The sequence below is a fragment of the Mesorhizobium sp. CNPSo 4689 genome (assembly GCF_057784325.1).
Genome location: NZ_JBWLUZ010000007.1, coordinates 44,203 through 59,056, shown reverse-complemented (window position 1 = coordinate 59,056; position 14,854 = coordinate 44,203). Strand labels below are relative to the sequence as shown.

The following is a 14,854-nucleotide window of genomic DNA, read 5'->3' as shown; positions in this document are numbered from 1 at the left end:
CATGGCCGGGTTTCCCGGCCATTTTTGTGCCTGGTTTGTCCTGTGCAATACCGGGAAAAGTGCAGAAAAACAAAGAGTAGAGCGCTTCAGCTCTAGCGTTTGTGGTTGGCCAGTTCGCCGAGAAGCTTCGTCATCTCGTCGTCGAGCGATTGCGGTGGCGCATTGGCCGCCGTTTTGCTCGCAGGCCTGGAATGCGAGTTGTCCAGCGAGACCTCGAGTTCCTGCATCAGCGTATCGTCGATGGATTCGTGCTTTGCCGGCGCCGGGGCGTGCCTGGCGGTGTTGGTGGTCGACCCATAGGCCGGAAGCGGCGTAACATTGCTCGCCTGATAGTTGGGCGCGGCCGGTTTCGGTGCCGGCGCCGGCGTGACCGGGCGGGGTCGGGCAGGGGCCGGAGCGGCCGCAACCGGCTGCGGTGGCGCTTGCTTTGCCGGTGCCGGGGCGGGCTGAACTGCGCGCGGCCGCGGTGCCTGGGCCTGCTGCTGGCCGCCATCTCCGGTCAGCGCCGGGCGGCGCGGTGCCGCCAGCCGGATGTCGCGTTCGACGACGACGTCGGTCGGGCCGCCGATCAGGAGCAGGTGCTCGATGTCGTCGCGGCGCACCAGCACAAGCCGGCGGTGGCTGTCGACGGCGGTGGCATCCATGACGGCGAGCCGCGTCTTGCGGTTCCTGCCGCCGGCGACGAATGTTCCGAACGTCAGGCTGCGGACAAGCTTGACGATGAGCAGAACGACGACGAGCAGAACCAGCGCCGCAAATGTCCACAGGATTGCGGCGACATATCCAGGACCCGCTACGCCATCCAGCCACTGCAGCATCGGTGCCCCCAATCGGCTTTTGAAGTGAGGCGACACTAGACTGTAGCGGCAGGCCACCGCAAGTTACCTTTCCGCTTCGTGAACAGCTTGAAACAGCAATGGCCGGACGGCGCCATTTTTATCTGACATTTGCGGCCGGGGCCTTTTCCGGAATAGGAGAATGTGATTCAACCGGGCAGCGCCGGTAGACCGGATTCACAAGCAGGGGGCACATGGCCAAGGAAACGCGCGGCGATTTCTATCCGGTACCTATCGTCGATCAGAACACGCGTCCGGGCGCCGTCACCCGGCTCATCATCTTCATTGCCGTCCTGACCGGCGCCGCGATCATCTTCGGGCTTTTCCGAGAGCGCCTTGGCGATCCCTTCCTGCTTGGAATGCTGGGCGTGCTGGCAATGATCGGCGTCGGCTTCCTGTTCGCCACCGCAATCGGCTTCGTTCAGGTCGCGCCCCGCTCGACCAGCGACGAGCTGTCGAAAGCCTTCGTCGATTCGATGTCGCAAGGCCTTCTGGTCACCGATACCAAAGGGCGTGTCGTCTACGCCAACCGCGCCTATGCCGACATGACGGGTGCTGCCTCGGCGACCGACCTCAAGACGGTCGAGGGGCTGCTTTCCGACGTTCCTGAGGCCTCGGTGACCATCTATCGTCTGGCATCGGGCCTGCGCGACGGCCAGCCTGGCGACGGCGAATTCCGGCTGGCGCAGTCAATCAAGCCCGGCGCCGAGCCAGGCGCGCGCTGGTACCGCGCCCGTGCCCGCACCTTCGCCGTGCCCGGCCAGCGCTTGCCCATGCTCGCTTGGCAACTCGCCGACATCTCGCAGGAGCGGGCCGAGCAGGAGCGCTTCTTCCTCGACCTGCAAAAGGCGATCGATCACCTCGACCATGCACCGGCCGGCTTCTTTTCGGCCGACCAGGAAGGCCGTGTCACCTATATCAACGCGACGCTCGCGGAATGGCTGGGCATCGACCTTGCCAGTTTCACGCCCGGCGCCGTCTCCCTGCCGGAGATCGTCGCCGGCGACGGCATGGCGCTGGTCCGCTCGGTCAAGGCCGATCCGGGCACCACACGCAACGCCGTCATCGATCTCGATCTGACGACGATGACCGGCGAGGCGCTGCCGGTGCGTTTCATGCACCGTGTTTCGGCGAGCCGCGAAGGCATCGGCAGTCCGACCCGCACCATCGTGCTGAACCGGACGCAAGGCGAGGATGCCTCCGCCGATCTTCGCGCCTCGGAGGTCCGCTTCACCCGGTTTTTCAATTCGACACCAATGGCGATCGCCGGCGTCGACGCCAGCGGCCGCATCCTGCGCACCAATGCGCCGTTCCTGTCGCTGTTTTCCTCCGTTGTCGACCGGGACGCTGTCGACCGCCGCGTGCGGCTCGACACGGTCATCCACGAGCGCGACCGGCCGGCATTTGCCGACGCCTTCGAAAAGGCGCGGCAACGACAGGCCGACATCGAGCCGATCGACACGTTGCTGCCCGGCAATGACGACCGCCACATCCGCTTCTACGTCAATGCGGTCGCCGACGGCACCGGCGGCGAGGGGGCCGAGGAATCGGCCATCGTCTATGCCGTCGAGACCACCGAGCAGAAGGCGCTCGAAGGCCAAATGGCGCAGAGCCAGAAGATGCAGGCAGTCGGCCAGCTCGCCGGCGGCATCGCGCACGACTTCAACAATGTGCTGACCGCCATCATCATGGCCTCCGACCTTCTGCTGACCAATCACCGGCCGTCGGATCCGTCCTTCCCCGACATCATGAACATCAAGCAGAACGCCAACCGCGCGGCGTCGCTGGTGCGGCAGCTTCTGGCCTTCTCGCGCAAGCAGACCTTGCGGCCGGAGGTGCTCAACCTCACCGACGTGCTTGCCGACCTCAGGATGTTGCTTGCCCGCCTGGTCGGCAACGACATCAAGCTGAAGGTCGACCATGGCCGCGACCTGTGGCCGGTCAAGGTCGATATCGGCCAGTTCGAACAGGTGGTGGTGAACCTCGCCGTCAACGCACGCGATGCGATGCCGGCCGGCGGCGACCTCACGGTGCGCACCCGCAACGTCACTGCGGAGGAATGCAAGACCTTCTCCTATCGCGAACTCACCCCGGCCGACTATGTGGTGGTCGAGGTCGAGGACACCGGCAGCGGCATCGCGCCCGATGTGCTGAAGAAGATATTCGAACCCTTCTTCACCACCAAGGAGGTCGGCAAGGGCACCGGTCTCGGCCTGTCGATGGTCTACGGCATCATCAAGCAGACCGGCGGCTTCATCTTCTGCGATTCAGAAGTCGGCAAGGGCTCAGTGTTCCGCATCTTCCTGCCGCGCCATATCGCCGAGGTCAGGACGGCAAGCGAGCCCGGCGAAGCGCCGGCGACCCCCGCCAAGGCGGCGGACACGGCCAAGGACTTGTCGGGTTCGGCCACCGTGCTGCTGGTCGAGGACGAGGATGCCGTGCGCATGGGCGGCATGCGGGCGCTGACGTCGCGCGGCTACACCGTCCACGAGGCCTCTTCGGGCGTCGAGGCGCTGGAGGTGTTCGAGGCGCTCGGCGGCAAGGTCGACATCGTCGTCTCCGACGTGGTGATGCCGGAAATGGACGGACCGACGCTGCTTGGCGAATTGCGCAAGCGCCAGCCGGACATCAAATTCGTCTTCGTCTCCGGCTATGCCGAGGACGCGTTCGCCAAAAACCTGCCGGCCGACGCGCATTTCGGCTTCCTGCCGAAGCCGTTCTCGCTCAAGCAACTGGCCACGATCGTCAAGGACGTGCTGGAATCCTAGAGCAATTCCAGGAAAAGTGCGAAGCGGTTTTCCATCCGGAATTGCGCAAAAAAATAGTCGCGTGCCCGCCCGAATGTGAACAAGCACACAGACGCCCGTTCCATGCCGTTTACAGGTGGCGGCGCCGGAGAACGAGCCGTCCGTTCATAACCAGTGAGGTCCGGCCACTGGAGCTTCGCAATAGGCGCTTGCGCATCGACGCCAGCCTGCCATGATTGCGGTGACAAACGCGGCGGGGAATTGGGGTAGATGCCGTGACGCCGCACAATGAGGCTGGCAGGGGCGATTATGCCGAAACGGTGCTGTTGCCGGGTGACCCGGAGCGCGCCGAATGGATGGCTGAGACTTTTCTGGAAGCGCCGCGCTGCGTCAACCGCCGCAGGGGCGCGCTTGGCTTCACCGGGCTGTTTCGAGGCAAGCCGGTCAGCATCCAGTCGACCGGCATCGGCGTCTCGTCTTTCCTGATCTACGCCCACGAGCTGCTGGATTTCCATGGTGTCAAAACGCTTATCCGCACCGGGACCTGCGGTGGCCTGAGCGAGGACGTGGCGCTGCGCAGCGTCGTCATTTCGAGTGCCGTCCACGCCGAGAGTGAGCGCAGCGGCCAGGTCTTCGAGCTGTACGAACGGGCAGGCCCCGATCCGGCGCTTCATGCGCTGGCGCTGCAAAGGGCCGCCTACCTCGGCATCGTCTGGAGCGCGGGGCTGACGGTCTGCAGCGACATATTCTATCACCCCGACGGGCGCGACCGCTTTGCCGAAGCACAGGCGCTTGGGGCAGTGGCGGTCGATATGGAAACCAGCGCGCTCTACCGCATTTCAGCCCATTTCGGCGCGCGTGCCCTGTCGCTGTTGAATGTGGTCGATCATGTCACCACCGGCGAGCAGACCGACTATTCCGAACGCCAGGCGCTTTTCACCGACATGACGCGGCTGGCGCTCGAGGTGGCGGTCGACAGCTAGGCGGCTTGCCGCTTCGGCGTCATCTGTTCTTCCGGCCGATGGCCTCGCAGATAAAGCGCGCAGGTGGTGCGCAGCTGAAGGACATCGAGACCTCGCCCTTCTTCCAGGCCGTATGCGGTGGCCTCGTCGTCAGCCTCTACAACCAGAAGGAGGTCTGGCCGATCTTCGGCTACGAGGGCGAATCCTATTCCAAGGGCGGCCACATCGCACGCGGTTTCGACGACATCGAGTGGCTCTGAGCCTCGTACGCCAGGCCGACTACATCGCCAACCAGATGTCGGAAAAAAGCATTTAGGCACTCGTCCCAATTGCCTGTTGGCGCGGAACATATCTGGCATGTTCCGCGCCTTTTTTTGACTGAGGCGGCAGGCCAGCGCCAGGCGTCGCCGCTCAGCTCTTGGTGCAGGTCGAAGCGGTGAAGGCGCCGTCGGGCTGCTTCATGATGATGTCGAAGGAAGGGCTGGTCTGGCCATCCAGGGTGGCTTGCGTCATCGAGATCGAATTGCCGCCGGTCGAGTAGCCACCGAGAGGGCCAAGCCAGCTGATCACGCCGTTGGCGTCCATCTGGTAATTGTAGGCTTGCGGCGCGGTCCCGAACGTCACAGGGCCGGTATAGACATTGCCCTTGATGGTGATGTCGCCGAGGTTGAGGAACAGGCCGAGCAGGTAGACCTCGCAATGATAGGTCCCGTCCGGCAGCTTGCCGTCGGTGAAGTCGGCGCGTGCGCTGCCCGAGCTGGCAGACAGAAGCAAGATGCTGAAAATACAAGTAATCCTGGATGCCATGGCGTCGCTCGCTTGAACGCCGACCTTGCCTCATTTCCATGCCGGGCCGCAACCGTCGATGCGCGTCGCCATGATGTCGCAGGCTCAAAATTTAGGCACTGGTCGAATTTGGGCAAAATCTAGGCACGTGTGCGCAATTTCTCCTCATTCGGGGTTTCGGTCGGTGCCATTCATGCTTGGCGTCTAATATAGTAACCGGCTGATAAGGCTGGGATATCCCGGCGTGACCGGCCTCGTTTCACAGTTTGGCATGGTGGTTGCATAGCTCTGTTGCGGTGCAATCAACCAGCTCGGGAGTGTGGAATATGAGGGGAAATTTCTCAAAAATAACAAAAATGTTTTCGGCAAGCGTGGTTGCTGCCGGCCTGTTGGCGTCGGCTCCCGCGAGGGCGGCGGACGACACGATCAAGGTCGGTATCCTGCATTCGCTGTCGGGGACTATGGCGATTTCGGAGACGACGCTGAAGGACGCCATGCTGATGCTCATCGAGGAGCAGAATGCCAAGGGCGGTCTGCTCGGCAAGAAACTCGAAGCGGTCGTCGTCGATCCGGCGTCCAACTGGCCGCTGTTCGCTGAAAAGGCGCGCGAGCTGATCTCCAAGGACAAGGTCGCCGCCGTGTTCGGCTGCTGGACCTCGGTGTCGCGCAAATCGGTCCTGCCGGTCTTCTCTGAACTCGACAACATCCTGTTCTATCCCGTCCAGTATGAGGGGGAGGAAAGCGAGCGCAACGTGTTTTACACGGGTGCCGCGCCCAACCAGCAGGCGATTCCCGCCGTCGACTACCTGATGAGCGAGGACGGCGGTTCGGTGAAGCGCTGGGTACTGGAAGGCACCGACTATGTCTATCCGCGCACCACCAACAAGATCCTCGAAGCCTATCTGAAGGCGAAGGGCGTCGCGGCGGAAGACATCATGGTCAACTACACGCCGTTCGGCTTCTCCGACTGGCAGACCGAGGTTTCGGCGATCAAGAAGTTTGGTTCCGCCGGCAAGAAGACCGCTGTCGTCTCCACCGTCAATGGCGACGCCAACGTGCCGTTCTACAAGGAGCTCGGCAACCAGGGCATCAAGGCCGAGGACATCCCGGTCATGGCCTTCTCGGTCGGCGAGGAAGAGCTTGCCGGTCTCGACACCGCGCCGCTGGTCGGCCATCTCGCCGCCTGGAACTACTTCGAAAGCGTCGACACACCGGAGAACAAGAAGTTCATCGCCGACTGGCACAAGTTCATCAAGAACGACAAGCGCACCACCAACGACCCGATGGAAGCCCACTATATCGGCTTCAACATGTGGGTGAAGGCGGTCGAAAAGGCCGGCACCACCGATCCGGACAAGGTCATCGACGCCATGATCGGCGTCTCCGTGCCGAACCTGACCGGCGGCTATTCGACCATGATGCCGAACCACCACATCACCAAGCCGGTGCTGATCGGCGAGATCCAGGCCGACGGCCAGTTCGAGACGGTGTCGCAGACCCCCGGCCTCGTGATGGGCGACGAATGGTCCGACTATCTGCCTGACTCCAAGGACCTGATCTCCGATTGGCGCGCGCCTTTGTCCTGCGGCAACTTCAACGTCGCCACCGGCAAGTGCGGCGGCAAGGGGACCAACTGATCCTCCCGGGTCTGACCGGTCGCGGATTCTTCCGCGACCCAGGCCGCGAAGCGTCCGGGCGAGCTTTCCTCCAGTCCGCCCGGACGCGTAATTCCAGATCACAGAAGAGTATCTGAACGGATGATCCTGTTGCGCGCTCTCGGTCTCACACTGTTGTTCCTGATGGCAAGCCTGTTGCCATCGAACGCGGCCGAAGCCGATCTGCGCGCCATCATCGCCAAATTCGCCACCGGCACCGGCTTTTCGGCCACCGAGGCAGTGGTGCGTGAGCTTGCAGCCACTGGCGACCCTCTGGTCGAACGCCCACTCGCGGCACTGGCCGAAGGCAATCTCTACATCCGCAAGGCCGATTCCGCGGTCTTCGTCGGCAACGAAAGCGGCGACAGCGTCGAACTGCTCGACCCGCTGAGCGGCCAAAAGTCCGCCGAGGCCGCCAAGGCCGACCTCACCAAGATCAAGGTCAACAACACGCTGCGCCGCGTCATCCGCGACGCGCTGGGCACGCTAACTCTACGCGCCAAGGATCCGGCCGTGCGCATCACCGCCGCCGACACCATGTTCAAGACCCCCGATGCCGCCAACATCGAACCGCTCGATGCGGCCATCGCCGCTGAAACCAACGCCAACGTCAAGGCGCTGTTCGAGCAGGCCCGGGCGGCGTCGGTTCTTGTTTCCGACAGACCCGAGGCCGACAAGCTCGCTGCCGTCGCCCTGATCGGCGCGCGCGGCGACCGCGACGCGCTCTCGCTGCTCACCTCGGTGGAGGCCAATTCGCAAGGCGCGGTCAAGGATGCGGCGACGGCTGAGATCGGGAGCATCAACTCGTCGCTGGCGCTCTGGGATGCCGGCCAGAATATCTGGTACGGCATCTCGCTGGGCTCGGTGCTGCTGCTGGCCGCCATTGGTCTTGCCATCACCTTCGGCGTCATGGGCGTCATCAACATGGCGCATGGCGAGATGGTCATGCTCGGCGCCTACACCACCTTCGTCGTCCAGCAGGTGATCCGCACCTCCTTTCCCGGCCTGTTCGACTGGTCGCTGGTCATCGCCCTGCCACTCGCCTTCCTCGTTGCGGCCCTTGTCGGGCTCATCATCGAGCGCGGTGTCATCCGCTTCCTCTACGGCCGGCCGCTGGAGACGCTTTTAGCGACCTGGGGCGTCTCGCTGATCCTGCAGCAGGCGGTGCGCTCGACTTTCGGGCCGACCAACCAGGAGGTCGGCAACCCGTCCTGGATGTCGGGATCGTTCGATGTCGGTCAGCTTGCAATCACCTGGAACCGGCTGTGGATCCTGGTCTTCGCGCTCGGCGTCTTCGCCGTGCTGCTCTATGTCATGAAGCGCACCCCCTGGGGCCTGCAGATGCGCGCCGTCACCGCCAACCGCCGCATGGCCGCCTCGATGGGCATCAGGACGCCTTGGGTCGACGCGCTGACCTTTGCGCTCGGCTCCGGCATTGCCGGCATTGCCGGCGTCGCGCTCAGCCAGATCGACAATGTTTCGCCCAATCTCGGCCGCGGCTACATCATCGACAGTTTCATGGTCGTCGTCTTCGGCGGCGTCGGCAATCTCTGGGGCACGCTGGTCGGCGCCTTCTCGCTCGGCATCGTCAACAAGTTCCTCGAGCCCTATGCCGGCGCCGTGCTCGGCAAGATCGTCGTTCTCGTCCTTATCATCCTGTTCATCCAGAAACGCCCGCGCGGCCTGTTCGCGCTCAAGGGCAGGGCGGTGGAAGCATGATCACCGGACGCTTCTTCGCCGCCGGTGCGGACCGCCGCATCGCCATCACGATTCTGATCCTGCTGGCGGCCGCGATCATCGTGCCGCTACTCAATCTCGCGGTGTCGCCGGCGAGCGCCTTCTACATCCCGTCCTATATCGTCGCGCTCACCGGCAAATATCTCTGCTACGCGCTGCTTGCTCTGGCGCTCGATCTGGTCTGGGGCTATTGCGGCATCCTCTCGCTCGGCCACGGTGCCTTCTTCGCACTCGGCGGCTATGCGATGGGCATGTATCTGATGCGCCAGATCGGCTCGCGCGGCGTCTACGGCAATCCTCTGTTGCCGGATTTCATGGTGTTCCTGAACTACAAGGAACTGCCTTGGTTCTGGTACGGTTTCGACCATTTCTGGTTCGCGGCGATCATGGTGCTAGCGGTGCCCGGCCTGCTCGCCTTCGTCTTCGGCTGGTTCGCCTTCCGCAGCCGCGTCACCGGTGTCTACCTGTCGATCATCACCCAGGCCATGACCTACGCGCTGCTGCTCGCCTTCTTCCGCAACGACATGGGCTTTGGCGGCAACAACGGCCTGACCGACTTCAAGGATATTCTGGGCTTCAACGTCCAGGCCGACGCGACGCGCTCGGCCCTGTTCGCGGCCAGTGCGATCACGCTTGCACTCGCCGTCTTCATCACCTGGGCGATCGTCGGCTCCAAATACGGCAAGCTCTTGATGGCGGTGCGCGATGCCGAGAGCCGCACGCGCTTCCTCGGCTGGCGGGCCGAGAACGTCAAACTGTTCGCCTTCACCGTGTCGGCGGTGATGGCCGGCATTGCCGGTGCGCTCTACGTACCGCAGGTCGGCATCATCAATCCCGGCGAGTTCGAGCCGTCCAACTCGATCGAGGTGGTGGTCTGGGCCGCCGTGGGCGGCCGCGGCACGATTGTCGGGCCGATCATCGGGGCTCTGCTGGTCAACGCCGGCAAATCCTGGTTCACCGGCGCGCTGCCGGAATTCTGGCTGTTCGCGCTTGGCGGACTGTTCGTCGCCGTCACGCTGTTCCTGCCCAAGGGCATCATCGGCATGTGGGACTCATGGCGCGGCAACGCCAAGGCGCAGCGCGCGGCCTCGCTCGCCGAGGAAGCCGGCACCGATCCCAAAGTTCCGCCGCCGCCGAAGGTCGATCGCAGCGCGGCGACAAAGCCGGGCGACTGGTCCGCGCCAAGCCCCGAACCGCAGCCGGCGGAGTGAGCGACAATGAGCAAGTCGAACACAATCCTCTATCTCGACGGCGTCTCGGTTTCCTTTGATGGCTTTCGCGCCATCAACAATCTGTCGCTGGTGCTCGACAAGGGCGAGATGCGCGCCATCATCGGCCCCAATGGCGCCGGCAAGACCACGATGATGGACATCGTGACCGGCAAGACGCGGCCCGACGAGGGCGAGGTCTTCTTCGACGGCCAGGTCGATCTCACCAAGCACGACGAGGCCGAGATCGCCATGATGGGCATCGGCCGGAAATTCCAGAAGCCGACCGTCTTCGAGAGCCACAGCATCGAAGAAAATCTGATGCTGGCGCTCAAGGGACCACGCTCGATCTTCCCGGCACTGTTCCATCGCAGATCGTCGGCTGAGGCGCGACGGATCGACGACATCCTCGGCATTATCAGGCTCGGCGACAAGCGAGGCGAACTCGCCGCCAATCTGAGCCACGGGCAGAAGCAGTGGCTGGAGATCGGCATGCTCCTGGCGCAGGACCCGAAACTGCTTCTGGTCGACGAACCTGTCGCCGGCATGACCGACGCCGAGACCGAAGAGACCGCTCGTCTGCTCAAGGATATCGCGCGCGACCATTCGGTCGTCGTCGTTGAGCACGACATGCATTTCGTGCGCGAACTCGGCGTCAAGGTCACCTGCCTGCACGAGGGCTCAGTGTTGTCCGAAGGTACGCTCGACTTCGTCTCGGCCGACGAGCGCGTCGTCGAAGTCTATCTCGGGAGATGATTATGGTCTGGCGGTTTTCGTTCCAGCGTTTCGACCTGTCGTTCTTCCGACGCTGGAGACGCTGACCATGCTCGAAGTCTCCAACGCCACGTTGCATTATGGCGCCGCCCAAGCGCTGCGCGGCGTCTCGCTCAAGGCCGGCGCCGGCAAGATCACTTGCGTGCTCGGCCGCAACGGCGTCGGCAAGACCAGTTTGATGAGATCGATCGTCGGCCACCACCGGCTGACGAGCGGAAGTGTTGCCTTCGAGGGGAAGGCGCTCGACCGGAGCGCGGCGTATGACCGCGCCCGGTCGGGCATCGCATTCGTACCGCAGGGCAGGGAGATCTTCCCGCTGCTGACGGTCAAGGAAAACCTGGAATCGGGCTTTGCACCACTGAAGCGCGCCGACCGCAACATTCCGGGCCACGTCTTCGAGCTGTTTCCGGTGTTGAAACAGATGCTGGGTCGCCGTGGCGGCGACCTGTCGGGCGGCCAGCAGCAGCAGCTCGCCATCGGCAGGGCCCTGGTGATGCGGCCGAAGCTGTTAGTGCTCGATGAACCGACCGAAGGCATCCAGCCGTCGATCATCAAGGATATCGGCCGCGCCATCCGCTATCTGCGCGACCAGGCCGGCATTGCCGTGCTGCTGGTCGAGCAATATCTCGACTTCTGCCGCGAACTGGCCGACGAGGTCAACATCATGGACCGTGGCCAGATCGTTCATACTGGCCCGGCGGAAGATCTCGACCGCGCGGATGTCAGGAAGTTTCTGACGGTGTAGACCGCTCGTCGGCCTCTCTTCTCAGGCGGCTCCAATCATCCTCCAATCATGCTGTCTGCAACTCTGGCGCGCCAAGACCTGCATGCTACTCTTTGCTTGGCTTTGGTGAGTCGGCCACTTTCCGTACCAGTCTGTTTTTGGGTCAGATCAAAGGGACGGCGCGGGCTCGGCGGCAAGTTCCACGCAAGCATGGCCTCCTATCCTCCTCCTGCGATCTGAGTTGTTCAACGCGTTTGGGCAATCTGGCTTGGGGAACGGCCAATGGAGCGTTTTGTCGAGGACTACCAGAAACGGCGGCTCACCGAGCGCGTCGACATCATCACCGCCATCAACATCCTGAGGTCGCAGGGCTACGATCCCGACGAACTGATTGGCGAGATCACCAAGGTCTTCTACGTCGACCTCGATGCCTACAACGAGATCGTCATGGCGTCATAGCGCCGGCGAAGCGGTTATCCGGCGCGCCGGAACGTGGAGGCCAGCACGCGATTGCGGCCGCCGTGCTTGGCGGCATAGAGCGCCTTGTCGGCGGCGCTGAGCACCTTGTCGAAACTCATGCCGTCCTTGCTGCCGAAGGCATAGCCCGCGCTGACCGTGCATGACAGCGGGCGCGCCTCGGTCTCGATCCGCCGCGCTGCAAAGGACGCACGGATGCGTTCGGCGGCAAATTCCGCCTTCTCGGGCAAGGTGCGCTTCATGACCAGCGCGAATTCCTCGCCGCCCATGCGCGCAGCGGAATCGGTCGGCAGCAGATTGCCGGTAAGCTCCTCGGCGAACACTCTCAACACTTCATCGCCGGTAGCATGGCCGAACTCGTCGTTGATGGCCTTGAAGCCGTCGAGGTCGAACACGACCACGGCCGTGAAGGCGCCGACCGGCGCATTGCCATGCAGGTCGAACAGCGCGCGGCGGTTGAGCAGGCCGGTCAGCGGATCGGTCAGCGCATTGCGGCGATGATGCTGCGCCAGGCGCCCCTGGTTTAGCGCCAGCGACAGCGCGCCGATGCCGGTCATGCAGGCGATGACGATGACCAGGCTGAGATCCTCGGCCCAGTTGCTCGGCGCATGGCCGAGCACGAGCTTGCCGTCCCGCGCCAGAACCGTGGCGCATAGCAGGAAAGATACGGCGGTGATCGAATAGAGCGTGGCGACACCGATGATCGGGACGGCGGATTCGCTGCGCCCCTTCCAGTATTCGAGAGCGGTGGCGAACAAAAGCAGCGCGGCGAACGAATTCTCCAGCATGAAACCCAGCCCGTCATAACCGAGCGCCATTGGTGGCAGGGCCGCGGCCAACGAGATGCCGGCGCCAAGAGCGATATGCGGCAGCGGCGAGCGGCCTGTCGTGAACTGGTGGGCCGCACCCAGCATGGTCGAGAAGCCGAGCAGCAGCAGGGCCAGCGTGGCGACGCCGAGCATTGGCCCAGGCTTGTCGATATAGGCCTTGTAGGCAAAGACGTCGCCGACAACCAGCAGCACGCTGACAGCCCAGGTCAGCAGGAATTTCTCTGAACGCGCGGTGAGCCAGATGCCAAACAACGTCAGGCTCAGGCAGGCGGCGGAAAAGCCGACCGCGAGCAGCAATGAGTTGTAGTCGAGCGCCATGCCTCGTCCTTGCCCGCGCTGGTGCAGCTCAGCGCCCGGTTGGATTCATGCAGCAAGGAGGTATCGATAAGGTTACGATATCGGTGAAGATGTCGAGATTCCACTGGGTTAGAGGATCGCCACCGACAAAAGCAGAATGAGGCCGACCCCCACCATCAGCAGTCCCGGCCAATTCTGTGAAAGGCCGAGGAAACCGAGCCCGCGCCGGCTTGGCTCAAGCGTTGGCCCCGGGGTTGCGAGATTTGGCATCGGCCGATCCGAGGCTGCAGGCGCCGGACCGCTAAGCCGCCCCCGCCTGAGGGCTGCGCCCGCCATGTAGACAACGCCAGCGACAGTCAACAACGCCCCAATGAGGATGACAGCCATCTTCCTCGCCTCTACCCAATCGCATCTGCGGGCGACCACCCGGTTGCCCGCAAAGGCAAACGATCAAGATGCCCTGCAGGTTCCGACAGGGCAGCCGGGCACAGTAAAAGGCTCGCTGCTTATTCCGCGACCCGCTTCATCAGCGCCATGGCGCCGAAGGGCGCGCGGACTTTGCCCTCGGTGATAAAGTAGGCGAACACGTCGCGCGGCTTCACCGGCGCTTCGATCGAAGGGTCGGCGCGTGGCAGATCGGCAGGCACCTTGCCTTCCGCCCAGGTCTTTACCCGCGCCGCCCACTCTTCGAGGCCTTTCGGTGTGTAGCAGTCGGGATTGTCGTCGCTGCCGGTCTGCAGCCGCGCATAGATGAAATCGCCGGTGACGTCGGCAATCCCAGGATATTTGGCATGGTCGGCATAGACGATCGCCACCTTGTATTTGCGCGCAAGTGCCGCGAATTCCGGCACGACGAAACTGTCGTTGCGCACCTCGACCGCATGGCGCAGCGCGACGCCGTCCTGCTTTTCAGGCAGGAGCCTCAGAAAAGCTTCGAAATCGTCCGGATCGAATTTCTTGGTCGGCGCGAACTGCCACAGGATCGGCCCGAGCTTGTCGCCGAGCGCCGCCACACCGGAACCGAGGAAACGCGTCATCGATTCACCGGCCTCGCCGAGCACGCGCCGGTTGGTGACGAAGCGGTTGCCCTTCAGCGAATAGACAAAACCGTCCGGCGCCTCGCTGGCCCATTTGACGAAGGTCGGTTCCTTGAAGCTGGAATAATAGGTGCCGTTGACCTCGATGCTCGGCACCTGACGGCTGGCGTATTGCAGCTGCTTCGCCTTGGAAAGCTTGTCCGGATAGAAGGACGTGTCCCACGGCTCGAAGGTCCAGCCGCCCATGCCGGCGCGGATTTTTCCCTGGCTGCTCATCGTCGTCCTCCCAATGCTCGAAAATCAGACGCTACGGCGCCGTCGACGGGCTTGGCCATGTCGACGACTGTCCATCCTGGCCGGTAGGGATTGGGCCGTCGACCCGTTTCCTGGAAACCATAGGCCACGTAGAGCGCAATGTTCCGCTCCATGCGCGAATTGGTGTAAAGCCGCACCTCCGGCAAGCCCCACAGCCGCGTCTGCTCCTCGGCGAAATCGAGCAGCCTATTGCCGAGTTTCTTGCCCTGAAAGGCAGGTGAGACCGCGACGCTGAAGATCATCGCATGATCGGGATGCCGCTCGAGAACGATCAGTCCGGCCAATTCGGAGCCGCTCTCCAGCAGCCAGACCTGGCCGCGTTCGATCCGCGGCGCATAGTCCTCGGTGACCGGGATCGGCGGCGCGCCCAACAAGGCGGTGTAGGGTGCGTAAGCGGCCTCGGTCAGCGAGAGGACAGTTTGCAGGTCACCGGCAAGCGCTTGTCTGATGGTCATTCAAAAACTCTCCA

General features: G+C 63.3%; 13 protein-coding genes and 1 pseudogene. 9 read left to right on the top strand and 5 right to left on the bottom strand.

The features are described 5' to 3' along the window. Positions 1-92: 92 nt before the first annotated feature. Complete coding sequence (locus tag AC04SI_RS13140; RefSeq protein ID WP_404276987.1) at positions 93-818, bottom strand: hypothetical protein; 726 nt, start codon at positions 816-818, stop codon at positions 93-95. Positions 819-1,030: 212 nt separating this feature from the next. On the opposite strand from AC04SI_RS13140, the gene cckA reads away from it, so the two are divergent. The 3 genes and pseudogenes from cckA to AC04SI_RS13125 all read left to right on the top strand — a co-directional run. After that, entirely contained in the window at positions 1,031-3,604 is a 2,574-nt protein-coding gene (gene cckA, locus AC04SI_RS13135; RefSeq protein WP_404276985.1) for a cell cycle histidine kinase CckA, read from the top strand. A gap of 254 nt (positions 3,605-3,858) precedes the next feature. Then, entirely contained in the window at positions 3,859-4,566 is a 708-nt protein-coding gene (locus AC04SI_RS13130; protein WP_404276983.1) for a purine-nucleoside phosphorylase, read from the top strand. 68 nt (positions 4,567-4,634) lie between these two features. Then, positions 4,635-4,805 (top strand): annotated as a pseudogene (locus AC04SI_RS13125) (gluconate 2-dehydrogenase subunit 3 family protein); the annotation flags it as partial. A 151-nt stretch (positions 4,806-4,956) separates the two neighbouring features. Here AC04SI_RS13125 and AC04SI_RS13120 read toward each other — a convergent pair. Beyond that, complete coding sequence (locus AC04SI_RS13120; RefSeq protein WP_404276981.1) at positions 4,957-5,352, bottom strand: hypothetical protein; 396 nt, start codon at positions 5,350-5,352, stop codon at positions 4,957-4,959. Between the two features lie 305 nt (positions 5,353-5,657). Between AC04SI_RS13120 and urtA the strand changes: the two genes are divergently transcribed. The 6 genes from urtA to AC04SI_RS13090 all read left to right on the top strand — a co-directional run bounded on the left by urtA (position 5,658) and on the right by AC04SI_RS13090 (position 11,888). Next, positions 5,658-6,968, top strand: a complete 1,311-nt coding sequence (gene urtA / locus AC04SI_RS13115) for an urea ABC transporter substrate-binding protein (protein ID WP_040582718.1) — start codon at positions 5,658-5,660, stop codon at positions 6,966-6,968. A 120-nt stretch (positions 6,969-7,088) separates the two neighbouring features. Continuing rightward, entirely contained in the window at positions 7,089-8,705 is a 1,617-nt protein-coding gene (gene urtB, locus AC04SI_RS13110) for an urea ABC transporter permease subunit UrtB (RefSeq protein WP_404276979.1), read from the top strand. Further along, positions 8,702-9,934, top strand: coding sequence for an urea ABC transporter permease subunit UrtC (gene urtC, locus AC04SI_RS13105; RefSeq protein ID WP_488474300.1), 1,233 nt, complete (start codon positions 8,702-8,704; stop codon positions 9,932-9,934). The genes urtB and urtC overlap by 4 nt, the downstream gene beginning before the upstream one ends. A 6-nt stretch (positions 9,935-9,940) precedes the next feature. Continuing rightward, positions 9,941-10,687, top strand: coding sequence for an urea ABC transporter ATP-binding protein UrtD (urtD, locus tag AC04SI_RS13100; protein ID WP_404276975.1), 747 nt, complete (start codon positions 9,941-9,943; stop codon positions 10,685-10,687). Positions 10,688-10,754: 67 nt separating this feature from the next. Further along, on the top strand, positions 10,755-11,450 hold the full coding sequence (gene urtE / locus AC04SI_RS13095; RefSeq protein WP_404276973.1) for an urea ABC transporter ATP-binding subunit UrtE: 696 nt from the start codon (positions 10,755-10,757) through the stop codon (positions 11,448-11,450). A gap of 261 nt (positions 11,451-11,711) precedes the next feature. Further along, positions 11,712-11,888, top strand: a complete 177-nt coding sequence (locus AC04SI_RS13090; RefSeq protein ID WP_006202039.1) for a hypothetical protein — start codon at positions 11,712-11,714, stop codon at positions 11,886-11,888. Positions 11,889-11,902: 14 nt separating this feature from the next. Here the strand turns inward: AC04SI_RS13090 and AC04SI_RS13085 are convergent, their stop codons facing one another. From AC04SI_RS13085 to AC04SI_RS13075, 3 genes are all read right to left on the bottom strand, one after another. Next, complete coding sequence (locus AC04SI_RS13085) at positions 11,903-13,054, bottom strand: GGDEF domain-containing protein (protein ID WP_404276971.1); 1,152 nt, start codon at positions 13,052-13,054, stop codon at positions 11,903-11,905. Positions 13,055-13,539: 485 nt separating this feature from the next. Next, positions 13,540-14,346 (bottom strand): DUF72 domain-containing protein, encoded by an 807-nt coding sequence (locus AC04SI_RS13080; protein WP_404276969.1) that lies wholly within the window; start codon positions 14,344-14,346, stop codon positions 13,540-13,542. Continuing rightward, positions 14,343-14,840, bottom strand: coding sequence for a GNAT family N-acetyltransferase (locus AC04SI_RS13075; protein ID WP_488474299.1), 498 nt, complete (start codon positions 14,838-14,840; stop codon positions 14,343-14,345). Before AC04SI_RS13075 ends, AC04SI_RS13080 begins: the two co-directional genes overlap by 4 nt. Positions 14,841-14,854 lie beyond the last annotated feature (14 nt).